This window comes from Rhodococcus sp. MurmanLake-1 (assembly GCF_056945715.1).
In genome coordinates, this window is the sequence record NZ_JBWZNF010000019.1 from 52,082 (window position 1) to 74,257 (window position 22,176).

26 protein-coding genes are annotated in these 22,176 nt (G+C 61.3%); 25 read left to right on the top strand and 1 reads right to left on the bottom strand.

Features of this window, described 5'->3' with window-relative positions; genetic code table 11:
* Window positions 1–135: 135 nt before the first annotated feature.
* The 14 genes from AC2ETI_RS30225 to AC2ETI_RS30290 all read left to right on the top strand — a co-directional run bounded on the left by AC2ETI_RS30225 (window position 136) and on the right by AC2ETI_RS30290 (window position 11,965).
* The gene (locus AC2ETI_RS30225) at window positions 136–402 is read left to right on the top strand and encodes a hypothetical protein (RefSeq protein ID WP_125461379.1); all 267 of its coding nucleotides are present in this window, start codon (window positions 136–138) and stop codon (window positions 400–402) included.
* Between the two features lie 88 nt (window positions 403–490).
* Window positions 491–805: a hypothetical protein gene (locus AC2ETI_RS30230; RefSeq protein WP_058037096.1), complete on the top strand. Its 315-nt coding sequence runs from the start codon at window positions 491–493 to the stop codon at window positions 803–805.
* 39 nt (window positions 806–844) lie between these two features.
* Entirely contained in the window at window positions 845–1,258 is a 414-nt protein-coding gene (locus AC2ETI_RS30235; RefSeq protein WP_058037095.1) for a hypothetical protein, read from the top strand.
* A 47-nt stretch (window positions 1,259–1,305) separates the two neighbouring features.
* The gene (locus tag AC2ETI_RS30240) at window positions 1,306–1,707 is read left to right on the top strand and encodes a pilus assembly protein TadG-related protein (protein WP_265155243.1); all 402 of its coding nucleotides are present in this window, start codon (window positions 1,306–1,308) and stop codon (window positions 1,705–1,707) included.
* On the top strand, window positions 1,704–2,159 hold the full coding sequence (locus AC2ETI_RS30245; protein ID WP_058037093.1) for a TadE/TadG family type IV pilus assembly protein: 456 nt from the start codon (window positions 1,704–1,706) through the stop codon (window positions 2,157–2,159). Before AC2ETI_RS30240 ends, AC2ETI_RS30245 begins: the two co-directional genes overlap by 4 nt.
* Window positions 2,156–5,341 (top strand): AfsR/SARP family transcriptional regulator, encoded by a 3,186-nt coding sequence (locus tag AC2ETI_RS30250; protein ID WP_058037092.1) that lies wholly within the window; start codon window positions 2,156–2,158, stop codon window positions 5,339–5,341. The genes AC2ETI_RS30245 and AC2ETI_RS30250 overlap by 4 nt, the downstream gene beginning before the upstream one ends.
* Complete coding sequence (locus AC2ETI_RS30255; RefSeq protein ID WP_058037091.1) at window positions 5,338–5,904, top strand: hypothetical protein; 567 nt, start codon at window positions 5,338–5,340, stop codon at window positions 5,902–5,904. Before AC2ETI_RS30250 ends, AC2ETI_RS30255 begins: the two co-directional genes overlap by 4 nt.
* Window positions 5,905–5,916: 12 nt before the next feature.
* Complete coding sequence (locus AC2ETI_RS30260; RefSeq protein ID WP_058037090.1) at window positions 5,917–6,543, top strand: hypothetical protein; 627 nt, start codon at window positions 5,917–5,919, stop codon at window positions 6,541–6,543.
* Window positions 6,534–7,484: a hypothetical protein gene (locus AC2ETI_RS30265; protein WP_483634813.1), complete on the top strand. Its 951-nt coding sequence runs from the start codon at window positions 6,534–6,536 to the stop codon at window positions 7,482–7,484. Before AC2ETI_RS30260 ends, AC2ETI_RS30265 begins: the two co-directional genes overlap by 10 nt.
* Window positions 7,485–7,573: 89 nt before the next feature.
* Window positions 7,574–7,924 (top strand): hypothetical protein, encoded by a 351-nt coding sequence (locus AC2ETI_RS30270; RefSeq protein WP_058037088.1) that lies wholly within the window; start codon window positions 7,574–7,576, stop codon window positions 7,922–7,924.
* Between the two features lie 1,147 nt (window positions 7,925–9,071).
* Window positions 9,072–9,833 carry a CPBP family intramembrane glutamic endopeptidase gene (locus tag AC2ETI_RS30275; RefSeq protein ID WP_172826990.1) on the top strand — a complete coding sequence of 254 codons (762 nt, stop codon included), beginning with the start codon at window positions 9,072–9,074 and terminating at the stop codon, window positions 9,831–9,833.
* 203 nt (window positions 9,834–10,036) lie between these two features.
* The gene (locus AC2ETI_RS30280) at window positions 10,037–10,774 is read left to right on the top strand and encodes a hypothetical protein (protein WP_253741141.1); all 738 of its coding nucleotides are present in this window, start codon (window positions 10,037–10,039) and stop codon (window positions 10,772–10,774) included.
* Window positions 10,775–11,014: 240 nt separating this feature from the next.
* On the top strand, window positions 11,015–11,662 hold the full coding sequence (locus AC2ETI_RS30285; protein WP_253741139.1) for a hypothetical protein: 648 nt from the start codon (window positions 11,015–11,017) through the stop codon (window positions 11,660–11,662).
* Window positions 11,663–11,965 (top strand): hypothetical protein, encoded by a 303-nt coding sequence (locus AC2ETI_RS30290; RefSeq protein WP_058037085.1) that lies wholly within the window; start codon window positions 11,663–11,665, stop codon window positions 11,963–11,965.
* A gap of 31 nt (window positions 11,966–11,996) precedes the next feature.
* Here AC2ETI_RS30290 and AC2ETI_RS30295 read toward each other — a convergent pair whose 3' ends face one another.
* Window positions 11,997–12,602 (bottom strand): hypothetical protein, encoded by a 606-nt coding sequence (locus AC2ETI_RS30295; protein WP_058037084.1) that lies wholly within the window; start codon window positions 12,600–12,602, stop codon window positions 11,997–11,999.
* Between the two features lie 267 nt (window positions 12,603–12,869).
* Here AC2ETI_RS30295 and AC2ETI_RS30300 point away from each other — a divergent pair, with 267 nt between their 5' ends.
* The 11 genes from AC2ETI_RS30300 (at window position 12,870) to AC2ETI_RS30350 (ending at window position 22,094) form a co-directional block, all read left to right on the top strand.
* On the top strand, window positions 12,870–13,769 hold the full coding sequence (locus tag AC2ETI_RS30300) for an A24 family peptidase (RefSeq protein WP_253741137.1): 900 nt from the start codon (window positions 12,870–12,872) through the stop codon (window positions 13,767–13,769).
* 89 nt (window positions 13,770–13,858) lie between these two features.
* Window positions 13,859–14,590, top strand: coding sequence for a hypothetical protein (locus AC2ETI_RS30305; protein ID WP_253741135.1), 732 nt, complete (start codon window positions 13,859–13,861; stop codon window positions 14,588–14,590).
* Window positions 14,591–16,351: 1,761 nt separating this feature from the next.
* A complete protein-coding gene (locus AC2ETI_RS30310) occupies window positions 16,352–16,894 on the top strand; it encodes a hypothetical protein (RefSeq protein ID WP_253741133.1) in 543 nt (180 codons plus the stop codon).
* The gene (locus AC2ETI_RS30315) at window positions 16,891–17,832 is read left to right on the top strand and encodes an alpha/beta fold hydrolase (protein ID WP_058037081.1); all 942 of its coding nucleotides are present in this window, start codon (window positions 16,891–16,893) and stop codon (window positions 17,830–17,832) included. The genes AC2ETI_RS30310 and AC2ETI_RS30315 overlap by 4 nt, the downstream gene beginning before the upstream one ends.
* Window position 17,833: 1 nt before the next feature.
* The gene (locus tag AC2ETI_RS30320; RefSeq protein WP_058037080.1) at window positions 17,834–18,880 is read left to right on the top strand and encodes a hypothetical protein; all 1,047 of its coding nucleotides are present in this window, start codon (window positions 17,834–17,836) and stop codon (window positions 18,878–18,880) included.
* Window positions 18,880–19,779, top strand: a complete 900-nt coding sequence (locus AC2ETI_RS30325) for a hypothetical protein (RefSeq protein WP_058037079.1) — start codon at window positions 18,880–18,882, stop codon at window positions 19,777–19,779. Before AC2ETI_RS30320 ends, AC2ETI_RS30325 begins: the two co-directional genes overlap by 1 nt.
* Complete coding sequence (locus tag AC2ETI_RS30330) at window positions 19,776–19,943, top strand: hypothetical protein (protein WP_156423061.1); 168 nt, start codon at window positions 19,776–19,778, stop codon at window positions 19,941–19,943. Before AC2ETI_RS30325 ends, AC2ETI_RS30330 begins: the two co-directional genes overlap by 4 nt.
* Before the next feature lie 323 nt (window positions 19,944–20,266).
* A complete protein-coding gene (locus AC2ETI_RS30335; protein ID WP_084326084.1) occupies window positions 20,267–20,557 on the top strand; it encodes a hypothetical protein in 291 nt (96 codons plus the stop codon).
* Window positions 20,554–21,303, top strand: a complete 750-nt coding sequence (locus AC2ETI_RS30340) for a GmrSD restriction endonuclease domain-containing protein (RefSeq protein ID WP_084326095.1) — start codon at window positions 20,554–20,556, stop codon at window positions 21,301–21,303. Before AC2ETI_RS30335 ends, AC2ETI_RS30340 begins: the two co-directional genes overlap by 4 nt.
* Window positions 21,304–21,313: 10 nt before the next feature.
* On the top strand, window positions 21,314–21,661 hold the full coding sequence (locus AC2ETI_RS30345) for a hypothetical protein (protein ID WP_058037387.1): 348 nt from the start codon (window positions 21,314–21,316) through the stop codon (window positions 21,659–21,661).
* A 121-nt stretch (window positions 21,662–21,782) separates the two neighbouring features.
* Window positions 21,783–22,094 carry a hypothetical protein gene (locus AC2ETI_RS30350; protein ID WP_058037386.1) on the top strand — a complete coding sequence of 104 codons (312 nt, stop codon included), beginning with the start codon at window positions 21,783–21,785 and terminating at the stop codon, window positions 22,092–22,094.
* Window positions 22,095–22,176: the final 82 nt, after the last annotated feature.

Sequence of the window (22,176 nt, forward strand, 5' to 3'; positions counted from 1 at the left end):
CCTATCGATAGCGCTGAGGACATGGAGTGCAACGTCGCTCTCCAGTGCTCGGCGCTATCGATGCACGACAGGATCCAGCCCTGCCATTCCGAGAACGAGAGAAACGAGAGAAGGGGTGTTTAGGTGTTGATCGCGATGAGCATTTTCGCCGGCGCACTTGCCCTCTGCGGCGTTGTCTGCCTCGTCTTCAGCTATTGGACGATGGAGCACGTAATTCTGTGGGCGATGTGGGCATCACTTCTGGTGACGTTTTGTTTCTTCTTTTTCCCGTGGAGAACATCTCTGGTCGTTATCGGGGGTGTGGTACTCGGAGTGGGCGGTCTTTTCGGTCTCCGCTACGTCATCGACACAACGATGCAACGACGGCGAGGAGCAACCGAAGTACTCCGCCTTCCGTTGTGATTCTTCCTTGCCGAACGAATGATTTTGGATCGGCTTCATACGAAACAGAATTCACCGACCACCAGTCCCGCTGAAAGGTAGAAAACGGATGATGACCACACTCGGCGTACTGCTCGTCACGATGGCTCTCTTGCTGGCGATAGAAACCATCATCGATGACCACTCCATGGCGTTCATTTACGCCCCCATGGCAGCGGTAATCATGATAATCGTCCTGCCGTTCCTGGCAACCGACCTGATGACCGACGAAAACACGTCCCGTGCAGCACGTTTCGGCACTTTTGCCGCAGCATTCCCCCTCTCCATAGCCTTTGTAGCCGCAGTGACATGTTCTGCCGTGTTCGTCCGCAACCGTGTGGAAACCAAACGCAGAATCGCAGCCCAAAGAGATCTCGCCACCTAACCCGACCCCACCATCCGGACCGCAGAGAAACGGACAGTCATGACACTGGAACAGCTGATCGACCGGTGGCGCCACGACGACCGAGGGCCCACCACGCTCGTCACCGTCATCGCGATGGTCGCTTTCCTGATGATGTTCTCCGTACTGCTGCAAACCGCCCTGTTCTTCCACGCACGGGACGTCGCCAACACCTGCGGCGAAAAAGCATTGCAAGCCACACGTTCTCAGCAAGGGAACCAGGCGCTCGGGCTCGCTGCAGCGAACGCGTGCATCGCGAAGTCGGGATCGGGTGACCTTCAAGCGCCGGTCGTGACGGTGAACAAGACACTCCGCGAAAGCACCGTCACGATCACCGGAAAGTCTCCGTCCCTCGTCCCGGGGCTGGAATTCGCCATAACCGTCGACCACACCAAACCCACAGAGCGCGTGACCAATCCCGGAGGTGTCGGATGAAGCTGAGCCAGTGGATCGCTCGCGCCCGCTCAAACGATCGAGGAGATGTGACCATCGAGTTGTGCCTCGCGATCGTCGTCCTCCTCGTCCTACTCGGATGGATGTACGCATACGGCATCAACCGTCAGGCACATCAAAAGGTCGAGCACGCCGCGGGAGAAGCCGCCCGAGCAGCATCACTCTCACGTACCGCCACTCAAGCCAACCCCCTCGCATACCAAGCGGCCATGGACTCCATGGACGGTCAAGGACTCAAATGCACGACCATGAACGTCAGCGCTGACACCTCCGGATTCCGCACTCGCCCAGGAGTATCCGCAACCGTCGAAGTCACCGTCAGTTGTGAAGTCTCCTACGACGCCCTCGGATGGCCCGGCGTCAGCGGAGGACGAACGATCGAGGTCACTGCAATCTCACCCATCGACACCTTCCGGGAGCGCACCAGATGATCACCGCACTGCGTAAGCGACTCACCTCCAGGCTCCCCGAGGAACGCGACAAGGGCGCCGTGACGCTGATGACTGTGATACTCGCTCCCATCCTCATATTCTTCGTGTGGGGACTCATCGTCGACGGCGGTGGAATGCACACCGCAGCTCAACGCGCGGACAACGTCGCAGAAGACGCCGCCCGGGCGTCCGGACAGCAGATCGTCGGATCGCTCAGTGCGCGAGGGATCGATACGGTTGTCGACCCCGTACGCGCCGTGGCGGCCGCGAAACGCTACCTCGCCGACGCCGGTGTCGAGGGTGAGGTCATCCCCACAGGGCCTCGCACACTGCTGATCACCACCCGCATCGTGTACGACAACAAGCTTTTGCCCCTTGGTTCGAAAGTGATCACGGGTAGTGCAACGGTGAACCTCAACCGCACCAACGCGGGGGAGGTGTACCGGCCATGAGTGCTCGCACAGTCCGATCCCGCCTCGCAGGACTCGGGTACCTCCTGATCCTGCTTCTGCTCGTGGCCGGTATCCCCGCAGCACTGTGGGCATTGCGCGGTAATCCTCTAGACATCCCCTTTTCGGATTTCGAGAGTCTGCTCTCGAGCCCCGACGACGGCAGCCTCCTCGTCGCACTTCTGCCCCTCGTCGGCTGGGTCGCGTGGGCGACATTCACCCTCCCGATCCTTGTCGAGCTCGCAGCCACACTCCGGGGCGTCAAGGCGCCGAAGATCCGGCTTCTCGGGTCGCAACAGAAAACGGCGACTTTCCTCGTCAGTGGTGCACTGCTTCTGCTGACAGCCGGCACGGCAACCGCTACACCTGCACTCTCGCAACCAGCGGACATCGCATCACCTGCGCCCTACGCACCGATCGCCGCACAGCAAGACCCGAGCGGCCCCGCCCACACTCAGGTGGACCCGCGCGCTGCACGGCCTGCAGTTCAGCCCGCCGGCCCGACCGTGACCACCGTCCGCGGAGACACACTGTGGGGACTCGCCCACACTCACCTCGGCGACGGACGGTTGTTCACCGAACTGCTCGAACTGAACAAAGACGTTGTGCCCGAAGCGGGATTCCTCGCAGAGGGAATGACGCTGCAACTCCCCGCTGCAGTGCAGGACGTCGTACAAGGCGCCTACACCGTCCAAGCTGGAGATACACTCTGGGACATCGCCGACCGAGAGCTCGGCGATCCTTTGCGTTTCTCTGAGATCACCACTGCGGACGGGTCGCCCGCGGGAGACCTGATCACTGTCGGACAGCAATTGATCATTCCATCCGCGTCCGCCCAAACACCCGTGCCGGCAGCGGAGGCAGCCCCCCAGCAAGCGGCCGTACCTGCGCCGGTTGAGGCGCCGGTGCCAGCCCCCCAGGCGCAGGTGCCCGACGCGGCACCGGACCCCCTCCCAGAAGTTGCAGCGACACCGAACTGGCAAGTCGACCCCATCGAGCCCCAGATGCCTGCGAATATGGCCCCTGATGCCGAAGCATCCGTGATCACCGCCGACGCGGAAGACGACTCCTCCAGCTCGTCCGACGTTGTCTACATCGCCCTCGGTATCTCCGCACTCGCCGCCGCCGGCCTGACCGGCCATCTCGCGCTGCGCCGTCGGCAACAGCAGCATCGCCGCCGCCGCGGCGAGCGCATCGCCCTGCCCGCCAAGGAAGCAATCCTTGCCGAACAGGCATTGACGGCCGCTGTCGATCCGTTGACCACCGCTCATGTCGACACTGCATTGCGGAACCTCGCGCAGTACTGCCGAGCGAACGAGATCTCCATCCCCAGTCTCCTTGCGGTTTTCATCGGTGACGACACGATCGAACTCGGATTGCTTGAGGAGATCTCGCTGCCCCAGCCATGGATGCAATCAGACGACGACACGTGGATGGTCGACCCACGGGCGTTCCCTCGTTCGGTCCCGGACATCGACGTCAGCCCATACCCAGCCCTGACCGCGATGGGAACGAGCGACGATGGACGAGAGCTCATGCTCAATTTGGAGGAAATAGGGCATCTCTCCATCACCGGCACACCTACCGCCACCGCAAATGTGCTTCGCGCGATGGCCGTCGAGCTTGCCGTATCGCCGCTGGCCGATTCCCTTCACCTCAACGTCGTCGGATACTGCGGCGACCTCGCAGGCGCAGTGAACACTGGCCGTATCACGCACTCCGACAGCACCGATGAGGTGTTGGCGCGCTTGGCTCGCCATCTCGAACGCGACGCCGGCATCCTCGACGAGAACGAGGTTGCATCCATCGCACAGGCACGGAGCGTGTACGAGACCAGTGAGCTGACTGCTCCGGAAATCGTCCTCATCTCCGACCCGTTGACAGCTGAGCAAACAGAAATCCTGACCTCGATCGCCCGTAGCGCCCCGCGGATCGCGTTCGCTGCAGTCACAACGCAGAACTCGAACACTCACTCCGACTGGACATTGGATGTCGCCGACGACGGAACTGCGACACTGGTCCGCCCTGGTATCGCATCAGCACAGCTCACTGTCACAACACTCGACGAAGCCGGCTACGAGAGCATTGTCAGTCTGTATGCCACTACCGCCCATGATTCTTCCCCAGCTGTCGAACCGGAGGCTGCGGACTTCGGTTGGGAGGGGGCACGTCTCGACTGCGAGATCACGACCGAGAATCTCATCACCAGTACTGACCCTGCGGCTTTCACGGTAGTTCGGAACGACGACAACGTATTTGAGGAAATCAACTCCGAGACAGTCGGTGACATCGACACCGACTCTGCGGCTGAGACCGAAACCGAGATTGTTGCGTCCCATCCCGAACTTCCCGCGGCGCCACACATTTGGATTCGCGTCCTCGGAGAACCCACCCTCACGCCACTTACTCCGGGCTCAACGGACCGCGAGAACTCGCGAAGCCTCACCGAAATCGCAGCTCTACTGGCATTCAGCGACGGCGGAGTGCCCGCAACTGAGCTCACCGCAAAGATGTGGCCGCACGACGTCGAACTCGTCAACGCGGCCAGCACTGCCGAAGAAGCGAAGACGGCAAACGCGCGGCTCCGTAGCCGCCGCAACCAAGCCGTCACACGACTGCGCAGCTGGATGGGAGATACCGACACCGGGGACGCAGCGCTCATCAAGTCCGGAGACCGAACCGGCCGAACGCCACTTCGCCTCCACCCTTCAGTGACCACAGACTGGGACTACTGGAACCAGCTCGTCGACGCTCACCCTGCGAAGACGACAACCAAACGCCTTGAATCCGCACTCGCGCTGGTGACCGGTCAGCCCTTCACCAGCGACGACCCGATTGCCTACCGGTGGGCAGATCACATAAAGCAGGAAATGATCTCCGCGATCACCGACGTCGCAGAAGAGCTTGCCGGCCGCTACATCCGCGGCGAACAGGTCACCCAGGACCTCGATGCCGCAGGAATGGCAGCCCGGGCCGGCCTCACGGTCGACAGTGCTCACGAAGGCTGCTGGCGAGCGGCCATCATCGCCACCCACTTCTCCGGGGACATCGAAACCACCCAGACCCTCATCGACACCCTCAAAAGCGAACTCGACGAACTGCAAGTCGACGCACACCCGGAGACCAACGAACTCCTCAGACAGCTCGACACCACCACCGACTACCGCATCGGAGCCGCATCATGAACCGCCGCCTCGCAGCCATGCTCACCCTCACTGCGGCGGCCTGCCTGACCGCAAGCTGCAGCATCCTCAGCCCGGAGCCCGGCACCCTCAACACCAGCAGCGGCCCGACCTTTACCGGCCCCCCTGGATCGGGAAAATCACCTGAACAGCAAGCAGGAGAAGGTGCCCTCGCCAAGATCAGCGAGTACTACACCGTGCTCGCACGATTGAACTCCGACCCCGCTGCCCCGCTCTCTGACCTCGATGCCGTCGCGGCCGGCCGTTTCCTCGACAGGACCAAGAAAGAGATCACAACCAGTCGCAACGGAAACCCGACGCCACCAAGCGATCTCAAAGTACTCAAGAACGTGATTACCAAACACGACATACCCATCGACGAGACCGGCGCACCGACAGCGGGAACTGCCACGCTCCAAATGGACGTCTGCATCAGCAAGCCTGTGGACAAACTCGAACTCGGAAAACCGATCCTGACGAACCCGTCATGGCCCGACCCAGCAGGATGGAGAGTCACAGCCGACTACACACAACCCGGAACACCCTGCAGCGCCGGAAGCTTCTAGGAGACAACAAACATGGCCCACAACAGAATTCGACGAACCACAGCAGCAGCAGTCGCAGCTGTTGCCCTACTAGCCGGCGTCGCAGCTTGTTCCAGCAATTCCGACGAGCCGAACGTCACACTCACTGCGACCGGAAACCCCGCTTTCGATGGTCCAGACGGCAAGACCGAGGCGAAGACGCCCGACGAGCAAGCGCGGAGCCAAGCGATCGCCAAGGTCAACGAGTTTTATGCTGCCCTCGGAAGCATTGAAGCTGACCCAACAGCTTCTGTGGATGCGATCAGCGGTGTGGCTGGCGACCCAGTCTTGAACGACCGAGTCGGGGACATCATGCTTCGACGGTCGCAAGGCATCACCAGTACTGGAGCCATTTCCGTCATCAAATCCTCGGTGACGGATCTGAGCGCTCCAGTAGATGATCAGGGAAAACCCCGCGCGGAAGCCACCTGGGTTCACGTTCAGGCCTGCACTGATATCTCCGGCTGGAATGCCGTATTTCCAGACGGATCAAGTGCGATGAAGCCCGACCGCGGCCAGTTCGAGTCCACCAACATCACCGTTCGGAACCCCGCGTGGCCTGATTCGAATGGCTGGCGCGTCACAAGTCAAACAGTTGAGAAGGTGCAATCATGCGACTAGCAATGAGAATTTTCGCCACTGCGACACTGGTTTGCGGCGTTCTGGTCACGGGGAGTCAGTCAGCGTTGGCGCAGCCAGGCGTAGGTGGAGGTGGAGTTGACGTATCGTCCTCGCCCGGTGGTGCGAATGTGACAGTGGGCGGCGGCTACGTGAGTGCACCCGCGGGCTCAGGCGCCAGCGCGGGGGCCGCGGCAGGCGGAGCGGCTGGCAACGCAGGAGGCGGCGGAGGCGGCGCGGCTACTGGCGGCGCCGGCCCCGCCGCTGCACCTCCGTCTGGGGTCCTCAACGGAATCCTGCAAGGCGCATGCCTCGGCACACCTGGGGGATGCCCCGCACCGCCTGCGGCACCCGGTATCGAGGTCCCGCCGACGCCGCCCTCAATGGCGGAGATCATGAATACGGTGTCTATGGCGATCACCGCAATGCAGCTCGAAAAGCCTCCAATGTGCTGGACACCTGAACCTGCGAACTCAGGTGGAGGTCAACGTACCGGTCTCGTGGGTAAGGAGAGCTGGGCTTTCATGTGCCCCAACGATGTTCGCGAATCCACGACAGGTCCGGTCAACAGAGCGGCGACCTCGGGTGTTGTAACCGTCACCGCGAACGCCATCAACACCGGTGTCCTCATTAATCACGGCGATGGAGACGTGCAACTGTGCCCGGGTGCATTGCTGCCGTTCACTCCGTATACCGATGCTGTTGACGCCAGCCCTCTTTCGCCCGCCAGCGGAACTCCATCGCCCACATGCGGACATCGTCTCGCAAAATCGTCCATCGGACAGCCGCAAGACGTCTTCAAGGTCAGCGCGACCAGCAACTGGGTGGTCACGTGGACTGCCACTTGGCCAGGCGGCACGATGGGCGGCGTAGCCCCCACTCCGTTGACGTCGATGTACGACCGGCGGGTAGGCGAATTGCAGGTCTTGGTCACACCGAACTGAATTCAGCCAATGGATGCCCGCGTCATTTTGAACTGTCCAGTTCGAGTGGCGCGGGCATTTTTGTCGGCAGAACGAGAAGGGAATCACAGGTGGGCACCTATCATCACGTGGTCCTACGCTCGGCGCCAGGCGAATACGTCGCCAGGATAAGGCCGAGCGCATTCGGATGCGACATCAAGGTCGGTAGGGGAGGTTGGTTTGATCAGAATCGGCTCCCGGCCATCATGGCGTTCGCGGAGAAGTATTTCGACTGTTCCCTGACGGCGATCTGGGTAGACGACCTGTCCTGTGACGGTTGGGAATACGACTCGTCACTGGTAGCTCCGTGGGACGGCCCGGTGTCCCTTGATGACGAACCTGAACTTCCTCACCTGGTACCGGCCAGCTCGCCAGGCAAGGCCGTCGCCGCTTATCCGAACATCATTGTCGAGGGGATGTAACTACACGTGCTGACCGGGGATCCGAGCGAGAATACATCGTTGTCATTGCGCGAAATACGCAGGGCCATAACACAATCTCCTGATATGACAGGGAGACAGAAGCTCTCGTATCTGGGTGCGTGGTCGTTTCATGCTCGTGGGGCGTCCCGTAATACAGCCAGGGTTGAGGACTACAGGCAAGTGTCTGATTTTCCTGTCCACGTCTCGGCATTGCGCGCCTGCGTGAATGCGGTTGACCCGGAGCTGATTTCGGACTTGTCGGCGACGTTGACCCCATACCCAGAATCTTCCTATTCCACGTCCTTTGAGGATGCGCTCAGGTCTGAATTCGGGGATCCGGTGGGTGTTCTGCGATCAACAGGCTGTCGCTGGAATGGGATGCGTGGCCCGACCGTCCGTGGCCGATGTTGATGCACCGCGCCGTTGACAGCACAAGCAGGTATCTGGCCTTGGACAGGGACCGCCTGTCGAGGCTCGATCGGGGAGAGACGCGGTTGGCTGCAGCTTTGGCAGTTGCGATCCCGATGGTGGTGCGTAGCGAATTCGCCGAGATCGGTGTTCGGGGTCGCTATATTTTGTTGTGGCGGGGGCTGGGGAAGTTCGGGGTAAGCCCGCGGCCAGAGGTTTGGCCTGAACTGGCGGCTCGCCGGGTACCTCATGACTACAGTGCGCAGCCGCTGTCGTCGTTTACGGCCAACTTTGAGGTTGCCTTGGATTTCGCGAGGGACGGTGAGGGGATTTTGTTGGCTGGGTTGGTTCCGTTGTCGGCTGTATTTTCGACTCCGCTCGTGATGGGAATTCCGGGATCTGAGGTGGTCGTGCGCGATCATCGCCACCGCTGGCTGGTGCCTCTCCGCCGGACCGAGGGCGCTTGGGTAGTTGACTACAGCCCGCCCTGATTGATTCATCTCCCGAGCGGCCATCGCAGTCTCGACGTTGCTTGCAGTTGCACGCTTGTGTTGCGTGTTGGATTACCTTGTGGCGGAGTGGAACTGTGGAGCTTCAGTCTGGTTGAGTTTGTGGGTGTCAATATTGTGAAATTCGAGCGGGTGGGGGAGTTTGGATGAGGCAGCTGCCGACTTCGATTCAGGAGGAGAGCGCTTCAGATGGGGGGACGGGCCGTTGGTGGGCGTGGTGGAGCGAGCGGATGCATTTGGTTCTGCCGATCGGTGTCCCCGCGTCAATCCTGCTGTTGTTCTGGTCCAACGTAATTTGGACGTCGATCGACCAGTATCTCAATCCAACTTCGGGGGCGGCAGTGGATGTTTCGCCCGATCCTGGAATTGCGGAGGACGTTATCGCTACTAGCGTGGCGGTGGCGTGCGGGTGGTTCACGTTCTTGGTTGTTCGGAGATTCTGGGGCCCGGTCGATCGATCTGCGCCGTGGCTCGCAGGTGTGGGCCGTCGTCGGAGGTTCCTCGGAGCTGCAGGAATTTGGGCGGTCGGTCAGGCTCTGGCAATTGCGTTTCGGGCATTTGTCGGTGAGGGCTCAACTGGCAGTCCCTCGGTCGAGGGTGGCTGGTTCTCCTGGGACGTCGTGAAGCCGGTCCTGCTGGCGGGGTTGATGGAAGAGGTCTTCTTTGCCGGGCTAGCGGTATTGGTAGGTCTGCGATTCCGGATCAACCTCATCGTGGTGATCGGCATTTCAGCGATTCTTCGTGGAGCCTTACACATATATCAGGGGTGGGAGTTCGCAGTCGGGGCGATGTTGTGGGGCGGGTTTGCTGTTTTCGCGTACTACCGCTATCGATCGCTCTTGGGATTAGTTGTGCCTCACAGTATTTTCAATCTTGGCGTGGCGGCGGGTTGGATGGGACAGCGATGGTTGGTCGTGGCCGTCGCGGTCGTAGTGGTCGGCTTTGCTGTTGTCTACATCGCAGAGATCGAGAGGTCGCGCGTTCTCGTTTAGGCACTGAGGGTGGGGTAAACGTGGGCGATCGGCAATCGCGGTCAGTTGTGTTGACCGGTGAGCCTTAAAGGCCAGAAGCATCAAAGAAGGCCCTGTTCGAGTGTGTGAACAGGGCCTTTTGCCAACTAGATGCATCGAAGGATTCGTACGGGTGGGTCGCGGGACCGTGCTCAATGTCTGTCTCTGCCCATATCGTTGGGGATATGACGGAGAATCGAAGCTTTCTTGATCGTCCGAAACCGTGGCTGGATGCTCCCCGCCCGGGGCCGACTGTCGTTGTCGACATCGATGGCGTCGTTGCGGATATGCACAATTTCGAGGGGTTGATCGCCGCGCCGTCATACGCCGATCGAGATTGGAAGCGGTTTCATACCCATTTCGGTGAAGCTTCCCTGAACCGCGCAGGCGGAAAGTTGGTTCGGGCGCTCGACAGTGCAGGTTTCACCGTTGCATACAGCACAACCCGCTTGGACCAGTTCAATCGGACATCTGATCGGTGGATCCGGGCGAAGTCGTTGCCGCCCGGTCACATCGAATCACGGAGCTTGTGGGTGGACGGAACTGTGCGTCGGGCCCTCGATGTCAAACGACGGCATTGGTGGCGATGGGAAAACCACTACGCAGAGACGAGCCCGATAGTTGCCTGGATCGACGACGAACCAGACGCAGTCGACGCGCTTCGGGGGGAGGGCTGCCTGGCGTGGTTGTTCTCGGAGCTCGTCGATCGCCTCAAAGTCGGCGATGTGGTTCCAGCGCTTGCGTCCGGACCGGAACCCGTCGATGTTCTCGCCGCGAGGAAGGCGGAGGCTTTGCCGCGGTGGGAGGAATTCGACGAGCGGTTCAAGGTCAAACACGCGCGGTGGCAGAAACGGCACGCGGAACGAATGCGGAGTCGGCAACAGGATCAACGGGTGGTCGGCGATGGAGCTGTTCGCGTCTGAGCCATTCTTTGAAGGTGGCTCACCGCATCGACGATTGACATCGATGCGGTGAGCCGGAGCACACTACGCCAGCAATGCGCCGCTGACGATGCTACTGCACCCCTGCGTGGAGATGCGGAGATTAGGCTCAGCCGCATGACCCTCTGGTTCTTGCGCTCTCGATCCAACAAGTACGCGGTAAGAGTCGACACCGCCGCCGCGGCTGCGGATCTTCGTGGGCGAATGCGCGCTGTACGTGAGATGAGTTCTCCTGCAGGAAGTGTGGACTGGGAATCGTCGCGTGAGATCGCTGGGAAGTGTGATTTTCAGTTCGTGGCGGCCGCCCGGGCGCTTCCCTTTCTTGAGAGGCGCTTGGCGTTGGCGTGGGAGCGGTCGCTGGTCATGAGTTGTTGGTATGACCGAGGTAATCGACACGGTTTCGAGCTCCTTGAGGAACGCGGCTTTGCTCTTATGGCGATGCTCCCGGAAGGGGTTGAAGCGTCGGTCTGTCGCGAGTTCGTCGATGCGGTCGACCACCGTCACGAGATGGGCTCCCGCGTCGATGGGGTAGGCGAGTCGGTGGCTGCGGCGGAACTCGCGCTGGTCGAAGTGAATCAGAAAGCGTTGCGCCGACGAATGAAGGACGCGCGACAACTGATCGTGCTCGAGAGCGTGATCGGTGGCCAGTCCGGACGGATCGGTCAAAGCCTGCGGCATTATGTGCCGTGGCTCGACTTCGCGTGTGAGTATCTCGAGGATCCACGGGAGGTTCAGGAGCTGGAGATGCTTGTCGCTCGTTGGCGCATCGAGCGTTCGAAATACGTTGTGGAGAACCCGGATTATGCACACGTGCGGATTGTCGACGTGAAGACGGCGCAGGACGGACCGCACCACAGAGAGGGCATGTAGATGAGTACCGAACCATTTCGAATCAGCGAAGGCAGCGCTCTGCACGCCGATGACCCGGATCCGTTGCGGCAGTACTGGTACACCGCTGATGACCTGGTGGATACCTTCGGCTACCGGCGGGACGCCTTGGAAGATTTGTTCGGTGAAGCGACGCCCGGGCCTGGCGGGTTGGTGGGGTGGACGACGTCGGTGGTGTGGAAGATCGAGAGTGAAGTGATTGTGCCGGCGGTGGAATTGTTGGAGTCGAGTTTCCGCGATCAGGAGTCGATTGATCTCACGGTGTATCGGTCGTCGGCTGGCTGAGGCTCTGCGATTAACTGCCGCTTGCTGGGCCTTACATGTTGAGCTGGTTGGCCAGTCGACTGATCGGGCGCGGCTCGATGCTCAGGTTCCTCGGCTGAGGAACTCCGATGATGTGCACTCCGGCGCTGGCGCGGACGTGTGCGTCGCCGTTCACGGAGACAGAGGAAGTGTCCGTCGCTGCGACGAGAGTATGGCCGGCCGCTTGGACGTGGCACTGGGAGTGGGCGAAGACGACAGCCTGATCTTCGGCGCGAATCTTGGCGTGATCGGTACCGACGATGTGGCTTTTCCCGCGCGCTTCGATGGTGACGCCATCGAATGCTTCGACGTGCGCGAATTCGTAGGCGGTGACACGGGCGCGGTGGCAGGCCTGTAGGAAGCATCGACCGGCGGCAGCGATGGATCCTCCACTGATTCCGGCACACGATTGACCGATGATCTTCACGTCGACTCCGTGCGGGACATGCCCGAGGTCGAACCACAGGTCAGGGTCGGCGTCGATGATCAGTCGTTTGGCGCCGCCGCGGAGGTGGTGGGTGTATTCGCTGAAGGTGTGAACGATCAATGCTGGACGGGAGGAACGTGCCGGGTGGAGTCGTGCGCGGCGGCGGTCAGCTTTTCCGATTGGGGCGTTCATAGGGTGATGTTGCCTCTACTGGTGAGTTTTCGAGTGGTTTTGGTGGCGGCGAGTCCGGTCACGATGCGGGAACATCGTGGTTCGAGAGCAGCACGAGCGGGTTTTCAGGCATCTGAGATGTGCGGTCAGTGATAGTCCATGGCATGGACAGCGCACGCCCCAGCGGCCAACCGATGAGTTCGGAAGCCCGCGCTGTCCGGTAGAGCGGTTAGGGTCGGGTTCTGCCTGTGACCATGGGTGATGGACGCGCTGAAGGAGCTTTCCGAGATGGCCGAATCGAATGTGGAGTCGGGAAATACTGCCGACGGTGCTTCGACTTCTCTCTCCGCTGAGGAGGTCGAGTCCACAACGCCTGACCATGGTCAACGACCGGGGCTTGTCACCGCCGCCGACGCCGGAGGGCGGAAACCCCCGCTCTCGACGTATCTGCCGATTCTGGGTGTCATTGCTGTGAGCGTGGCGGTGTGGATCGCTGCTCGCTGGGTGTTCGGTCGTCACGAGCAGGCTGGCCTGTGGTCGGTCGCGTCGTTCGCTGCTCTGGCTGGGGCGGCGGTCAGCGTGGCGGTGCGTCCGATGATGGCAAGTTTGTGTGCACTCGTGCAGATTCCCATGACGCCGACCATTCGCCCGATCGTCCCGGCAGTAGCAACAGCAGGATTGTGGTTCGGGGCGGTGATGATCGCCGGCGGCGACGCGATCTTGCCGGCATGGCTCACGGTGGCGGCTTTGTCTGTGTGGGCTGCGTGGATTGACCACTTCACCTTGCGGTTCCCGTTGCCGCTGATTCGTGCAGTCACCGCGGCGGGTCTGCTGCTCGGCGCGATGGCAGTGGTGGTCGATCAGGACCCTGATGCGGGTCTTCGTGCTGTGGTGGCCGGCGCCGCGATATTCGCCAGTTACCTGGCATTCGCGATCATTACTCGCGGTCACCCAGGTTTGGCGGATGTGAGGTTGAGCTTCATTCTCACGGCAGCTGTCGGATGGGTCGGTTGGATGAACGTAGCTTCGGCAGTGCTGCTGCCGAATATCCTGGCGGTAATAGGGGTGGCGGTAACCAAGGTGCTCGGAGGCAGAAAGGTCCGGGGTGTGGAGTTCGGGTTCGCTCCGTACCTCGTCGTCGGCACAGCACTCGCTATCGCGTTGCCGGCGGGCTGGTGGCTGCTGTGAACCCGAGCAAACGTATCCGTACCGATGAGACGAACTGGACAATGCGCTGGCGCCGGCGGAATCGTTTTCACTCGCCGAACCGGGTGGAAATGGTGGATGAGTTACTCGATCACGTTCACCAGGTCGCCGAACGCACTCTGCCGGCATCGGATGCTCCGGGATCGGCCGGTGTGCGGCGTCTGCATGTGGTGTCGACGATGATCCGTGAGCTGGAGGAGGACATGCGCACTGACAACGCGGTCGGAAGCACGACAGTCGAGTCGGTCAGTTTGGGACAGTTCTACGTGATGACCGCACACGGATGCGCAACACGCCTCGCTGCGGATCTCGATGCGGAAGACACTCCGGAGCGCGATGACGAAAGACTTGCCGCACTAGATGAATTTCATGCTGTTCAAGCAGCCACCGGGATCACCGTCGACGTTCACCGGATGCCTACTTCTCCGGAAGGAATCAAGGTTCTGACGGAGTTGGTACGACGAGCTCACAGCGGCGACATGACGCCGGCGCATGTCGAGAATGTGCGTGAGGTCGGCAGATTCGGTGCACTTCTTGACGCCCCTGTCCCTGATCGGGACATTCGCGGGCTGGTCGCGCACTTCAAACGCGTGGCGGGCAAGTCGTCGGGCCCGATAGGGCTGCGGATGCCGGTGGTGCGTGCCCGTGTGTTGGTCGCGTTCTTCGATCGGTACGCGGTCAGACTGACCAAGACTGGGCAAGATGCGTTGCCGGCGCCGCACGTCCTCGAACACGCGGCAGCGTGTGAATTGGCCGAGCGCGCAACGTGGCATCTCTATCGAGTCAGAAGCATCCGACGTTAGTAGCCGTTCCGTTGAAGTATCGAATGGGGAAGTGGAGGAGAGGAAGAGGATGGACGAGAGAGCTAGGGACGTGAAGTCAGGCATCGTCCACACCGAACTTCCGTGTGAGTTCTGCGCCGAGCACCCGCAGTACTTAGCCGATGATCCTGTCGGGTTCGTGCGCGCAGCGAGGTGGGCAGCGGTCGTCAAAGACTGCTGCCATGGCAACGCCCCCGTGGACTACTTACTCTGCGACGAACATTGGGCCATGATCCGATTTCAGCAGTTGCCCGGCCAATGCCGCCGATGTGGGCGAATCGCCTACTCGGTAGCCGATATCGTCAGCACCGAGATTCCACTCGGCCGGACCGCTGAGGGCGTGTGGCCGTTGGTAGGACGTGATATCCCTGTTCCTCGATTCAGTTGAATGGGTCCCGCGACAGACTTTTATAGTCCGCCGTTCGTGCGTTCTTACGGCTGTACGTCGGACGGGCATGGGACCACGTGGGGGTGGCTCGGGCACACGGTGACAGGCAGCCCGTAATTGTTTTCCGTTGCAAGTCTTTCCGGTTTCTTGCCGTTCTCGATGAGCATGACGCAGGCGGTGCCACCTATGCCGGCCACCCCGGCCAACAGGTCTGCGTCCGTCGAGCCGTTGATGTTGTGGCTGCAAACAGTTTGCGAATAGCGTCCGCCACGTCGTGAATGGTTGTGTCTTTCGATGTGGTGACTTGCCAAGCGGCTTCCTCGAGCTGTCTCACTACGACGTTGTCAGGTGCTTCTGTGTATGCGCAGTCGAGCAGTTCAATCACGGTCCCAGCCGTTTTTTCGATGTCGGTCAGGGGAAGTCGAGCATCCGCGTCGGCTTTCGTGATGGTGTCAGTGTCTACACGTGTGGGACGCTCGAGCTCACCCTGCAGCAGTAGGTCCACTTTGATCTGACCAGTAGTGGAGACGGGGTGGTATTGCGCTGAAATAGTGGAGGTAACGGCGTCGCCGGCGTCCGGACCGAATGGCACGCATATCCAACTGAGCGGAACTTCCTCCCGTGGTCGGCAGCGGCACCCTGTCGGGTACTTCGAAGGTGTGGACGCTGGCGCCTTATCGAAAGGTGCGCACGGGCACCCATTTCCTTCGTCGTCTTGCAGGTACCACTCGTAGTGTTCACAGTCGGATTCTGGTCCACAGATGGCGCACTCTGGCAGCATGACGCACGTCCGGCCGCCGTCGATTCCCGTGTTTGTGCTGCATACACATTTTTGCGTGCTGTTGTGTTTCTCGATGACATCGGCAATGGACTGAGCGAACTCGGTGGGTCCGAATCCTTGGCTGCCTGTCGAGTGATGCTCGTCGAAAATCGATCTTTCAACATCGGCGATCGACGTCCCACCGATGGTGGCCCTGCCGCTCGACGCGGTAACAAAACCGCCCGCCCCCAGGTGGTAGGTGCGAATCTTCTTCGCGTCATCGTTCAAGATGTGGGCAGGGATACCTGGTTTGCAGGTACGGCCGTCCGAGGCGAGAACATAGCCGTTGGTTGCACGGGCGAAAATGATGACAGTCACGCGGTTCATTAGAGCTGATCACCGACGGCCTGGCCGAGGGATCCGCCATCTCGGACCGATTCTTTTCGACAGCAAACCCGTCGAGTGCGCTTTCCACTAGGCCGGACTTGAAAGAAGGACGGTTCGGAAAGGGACAGCGCGGTGGTTGGCGCTGTCCTGTCCAGGTCCGAACCTATGGTCCTCCCACATGCCGTTTGGACGACGAGGAGTGAGCCTGATGACTGTCGAGATTGTTCGTATTCATCCGACCGAAGCGAAGAAGATGCGCCGCCTCCACCGGCACTGGTCGCCGGGCACCGAAGCTCCCGCGGGACTAGGGGGAGCAGGAACGGTGGGCATCGTCGCATCGTCGGAATACCGGCAGCTCGGGTACGCGCTTGCATCAGCGCCTCACGGGCTGATTCGGACCGCGCGTGAAGCGGGTTGGTCTCCGGAGGGTTGTGAGCGGCTTGCTGCACACACCCGGATCGTCGAGGCTCTCGTCGTCAACCCGGAGGTTCCCGACGCGGGCATGGTCCGAGCAGCGCTGATCGCGCGGTTGATCGCCGAGCTCACCGACGACACGGCAGGCAACGGTCGCTTGTACGGCTCGACGGAGGACCTTCCGGAACGGGTGCAGTTCTGGCGCGAGTTGGGGTTCGAGGTGAGGGAGCCGAATACTCCGACGACGTGGGAACATCCGGGGTGCCGCACATTGCGATACAGCGGTGAAAGCCCCGGCTGCAGACCGTTCACCAGGACTCTGGGCGGGCCGCTGTGAACGGCGACGAGGGCCGCTCGCACACGTTGGTTGTCGCGGACGGAACCAGACTCGCGGTCCGCGAGGTCGGATCCCGACCGGCGCCGCTGACGGTGGTCTTCGTGCACGGCTTCTGCCTACACGCCGGGGCCTGGGCGCCTCAGCAACGCTATTTGAGTAGGCAGTGGGGCGAGCGGGCGAGGTTGGTGTTCTTCGATCACCGAGGTCACGGTGGCTCAGGGGGTGCCGATGCCGGCACTTACACGATCAGCCAGCTCGGGCGCGACGTCGAGGAAATCATTCGGGTGGTAGCGCCCACCGGACCCGTTGTTCTCGTGGGTCATTCGATGGGCGGTATGGCGGTGTTGTCGTACCTCGCGCAACACGCCGATTCGACATCTCGTGTGGTCGGCGTGGGGTTGATCTCGACCGCCTTGAGTAACGTCGCGGGCGCCGGCATCGGGCGCGCGTTGAATACCCCGGCAGTCTCACTGCTCGGCGGTGCGTGCGCGCGTGCACCGAGATTGGTCGGGCGCAGCTGGAGTCTCTCGCGACGGCTGCTGACGCCCGTCATCGGCGCGACCTGTCCCATGGCTCCGAGCTTGGGCCTGCGGGCGGCAGCGACGTCGTACGAGATGGTCCACGCGACACCGATTGCGACGGTGGCGGCATTCTTGCGGGACCTGCGTCTCTACGACGCGTCTGCCGCGGTGGGAGCGCTGGGGCGCATGCCGGTATCGATCATGTGCGGAACCAGAGATCGGGTCACTCCGATCCTGCATTCACAGCAGCTGGCCGCGCTTTTGCCGAACGCCGAACTCGTTGCCGTGGCTGGTGACCGGCACATGGTGGGTCTGGAACAGCCACAGGTCGTCGGAGAAGCGCTCGATCGGCTACTTGTCCGTGCGCAGACCTATCACCGGGAGCATTCACCTACAACGGATCTGGTCGGAGCGTGACGTGAGCGTAGACAGTGCAGCAACCGCAGTGCGGTCCATGATCGCCGACATCGACGTGGACCCGGAGAGCGAAGAATTCTTGTGCGCGCTCGACCGATTGTGGGAGCAGATGCTCAGCGAGCGCGTGGCGGAGATCGTCGGGCTCAGGCGTGAGCAGACGTGGAGTGCTGACGAGCCTGGATGGGAAGGAAATTCGTCGCTCGACTACTACCCTCGGCGCGATGTGTGGCGCACGACGGTACATACCGGTCGCACCGCCGGCGGTGAGGAGGTGAAGATTCCGCTCGCTCTTCTCGCGCCGGTTCTGATCGGACTTGTCCCGGTTCTTGCCGGCGTGACTGCGCAGGCCAACCCATTCGTCGCATTACTTGTCTGTATTGGTCTCGCCGCAGGGATAGAGGCGGTGGGGTTGTGGTGGTGGACCCGCCGCGATCCACTCCGTCTGAGCACGGAGGACAAAACCGAGATCGGCGTCGCTGTGACAGCTCTGCAGACGTTGATCTCAGCGGGCGGAGCGCATGTCGAGCTGCGGTTGGCGTTGGCGGCGTCGGCACTCGTCGACGAGATCCGCACCGTCCCTGTATGGACCAGTGAGGAGCTCGACATAGGTCGCATACGCCTGAATCTCGACGAGCAACTGGCCGAAATTCTCGCGCATGCCGGTGAACTCGCCACAGTGCGAGCAACTTTGGGAGCCCCGGCGGCGGGTAGTAGCCCGCAAGCCCTCGCAGCGAGGGAGGCTCACCTGGTGAGCAGCCGGTGGCTCGAGCGGGTCGAGCGTTCGCTGCTCACACGTGTAGCTGCGCTGTGGAGCTATCGTCGCCATCTGCTCGAGCTGCAGGAATCGATCACTGCCGGTGAATCTCTCGACAGGATTCACGACGGGGACCGGGCCATCGAGGGCCTTCTGGTCAACTCGGCCGGCGATGACGTGGCGGCTTCGGCGATAGGCCAGTTGGCGACCGACCTCACAGACCTTCGGCGCGCACGAGAGTCCGCGTTGGCGGAGCTACGCGGAGAGCTCTACGAATTCGAGGAGCGGGACTGATGGGGAGAAGTCACGACAGGATCAGCCCGGACCGCGGTAACGGCGTCTTCGACCCAGATCGGGGAGAGAGTGACATCGCCACCCGCAAAGAAGGTGCCTTGATCTCGGAACACGCCTACAGCACTCGTGCCGACATTCGCAGCGGAGCACGCGAACTCGACCATGCGACAGAGAACTTGCCCGGCCTCACCCGTGCAAGTCGCGATCTCAACCGGGCCTATCCGCGCCCGATGCCGGCACCGATCGAGAACCGAAGGTTGCGCCGAGAACTGCCGGCCGCGATCGAACTGCGTCGCTCGTTGTCCGCGCGGCAGAAAAACGCACGCTCTGCCACCAAACGGCAGGTGCTCGATTCGATGCCGCAGGCGCAGTACAACGCTCTGTCGGCATTGACGTCGGATCCGAACGCTTGGAAGGAAACGAACAACGCGCTTTCTGCGGTTGCCGGCGATGCCGTTGAACTCGACGACAGCAGGCGTAAGCAGGTGCAACGTGTCGACCGCGCCATTCAACGGTACGAGCGTGAATCCGGCCGCGGACATCTCGTCTACACATCCGTCAGCGTTCCCAATGCTGTGGTCAACCCGGCGGACTTGCCTGCCACGCTTCAACCCGGCACGGTGCTGTCTTTCGACCGGTTCACTGCAGCGACGCACTCTCTACACGAGCTCGATTCCACCACTCGCCCGACAGATGTCGTCTTCGAGATCTCGACAGAGCGGGGGATGTACTACGGGCAGTCTTCACGGATGAACAACTCGCATCATTTGCTTCCGAGAGGAATTCAATTGGACGTGGTGGGTGCACATTTCGCGCCGTACGAGCGACCTGGACAACAACCTGGTGAGCGCCTGATCGTGCAACTGACTGACCACAGACCCGAAGGAGAGCAACGATGAGCAAAGACCAGACGTCGCGCCGCCGCCGGCCGGACCTGACATTTCATCCTGACATTCTCGGGATTCCGGCACAGTTCCGAGTCGTAGACACCCGCCGAGCGGAAGAGGCTGGTCCCGACACAGCCGGTGACGCAGTCCGCGATATCGGCGCGCAAGAGAACTGAAGGACGCACACAAAAGAAAAGTCGGAGGCCACCACATGGTGTGCCCCCGACTCACCCGGTGCATTCTCAGTGCCGCCGACACTACCCCCCGCGATCGACCAACTCGGCCAGTCCTGCCATACGCCGGTGCCGAATCGGGGCCGCCTCCTGGAACCTGTGCACCAGAGCGCCGGCTGAATTTCCCGGGCTGACGGCGAATGAAAGAAGCCTGAGCTTGCAGGTTCTGCACGGAGGTGCGTGCACGGCGTCATCCAGTCCAGGTCCGGAGTTAGCGTGCGGCGATGCCGGACGCATCGCATCGGCTCGCCAGGAAAGGGAGAACCATGACCACGCCGATCGAACCCCCCGATACAACTGTCGCCACGCTCGCCGCACGAGCCAGGGAAGCTGCCGCCGCGCCGCGAAACGCGGCCGAAAAGGAACAGCAGGACAGATCCGAAACTCAAGGTGACGAAGACAGTGGTCGACTGATCGTGATGCTCGACGAATACCCCGCGTGTGCTCCTGCTGCGTATCCGAGCGAGGTGGCCTCGAATTTCTCCCGCAGAGTCAGCCTTTCGTCCGTCGCACCTAACGCCGCCGAATTGATGTGGCCGTCAGCGGAGACGAAATGATGATGAGGCGCAAGGTCGCCACGTGTGTTGCCGCAGCGGGGCTTATGGCCGCGGTCTCGGGGTGCGCAGCGGTTGCTCAGGGAGGCCCCTGGACGGGAATGGAGACGAGTGCACCTGCTGCACCTCTCGTGGTCGCAGACGTGGCCGACGAGTCGACACCTCGCCTCGACGAATTGCTCGGATCGGTGACTGTCGTCGACAAGTTGCCGAACATCCCTGGTTACGAAAGAGGTTGCGGCACAGGCGAAAGTTGCGTTTTCGGCACGGCGTGGACCGACAAGTACGACGGACCTCTGGCCAGAAATGGTTGTGACACACGCAATGACGTCCTGAAAATTCAACTTGTCGATGTCGCATTCAAACCCGGAACGCGCGACTGCAAAGTCATCGCCGGCACGCTTCACGACCCGTACACCGGAACCGATATCGCGTTTTCCACGTCCAATCCTTCGGCCATTCAGATCGACCATGTCGTGGCACTTTCGAGAGCCTGGGATGCGGGGGCAGCGAATTGGACTCCGCAGCAAAGGGTGAACTTCGCCAACGACACGGACGTCAACTTACTTGCCTCCCAGGGCAAAGCAAACCAATCGAAGTCCGATCAAGGCCTCGACACCTGGCTTCCCCCCAACGCTGCATTCCACTGTGACTACGCCATCAGATATCTCACCGTGGCCGCGAAATATCACCTGATGATCACTGCCGCCGACGCAGACGCGGCGCGCACCGCCTGCGCACAGAAATGAGGGGAAGAAGATGAGCTCCATAGATTCTGAGGACGAAAACCTGCTGTGGAACGAAATTCTTGCAAGGAGGAGGCGAACCCGCCTCATCGGGGTAATCGCGACAATAGGTCTCACCGGGGGAGCCGCAATCTGGGGAGGCGTTGCGACCGGAGCCTGGCTCCCCATTCTTGGGTTCTTCGCAGTAATCACGGTAGGCACGGTCATGGTCAACGGCATCAGTGACGCCAGCGACAGAGGAGAACCGATTCGCCTCCTCCGTGCGTTTCTCGTCCTTGTTGCACTGGGGGTCATGGGCTACCTCCTGTTCTCCGGCCGCTTGGTCGAGATGTTGACCCTCGTCCCCGGTCCTATCGACTGAAACCAAAGGTGAAACGGGTGTCCTGCATTCGACCTTTACGGACTCTCGATGTTGTTCGGCTTCAATCTCGAAATCTCCGTCACGAAATGATCCCAACCTCTCGGAAAAAAGGAATTCAGCCATGACAAACATCGACAGCACAGACACACAGGACGGCGCGGTTTCGAACCAAGAACCCTGGCTGCACCTCGAATCCGCCCTACGGGATATCCCGGCGCCGGGCCGCTTTAAATCCCTTACCTGCAGTGAGCACGCCGCGCTCGCCGAGCGCGTGTCCATCCTTGCATTGCAACCCGACCCGTTTGACGCCCGTGGATTTGCGTACCCCGCAGGCGTACGCGGCACCCTCCAACGCGCCGCACAGATCCACGCCACACTCGCCGCCCTTCCCCCTGAAGTCCTACCCACCAAGCCTTCTGAGGCGCAGTCGTGAGCAACGAATCGAGTGTTGGCGACCGAATCGCGCCCCCCTCATCACCCGCGGTCGCTGCAACCGCGCTCAAAATGGGGCATCG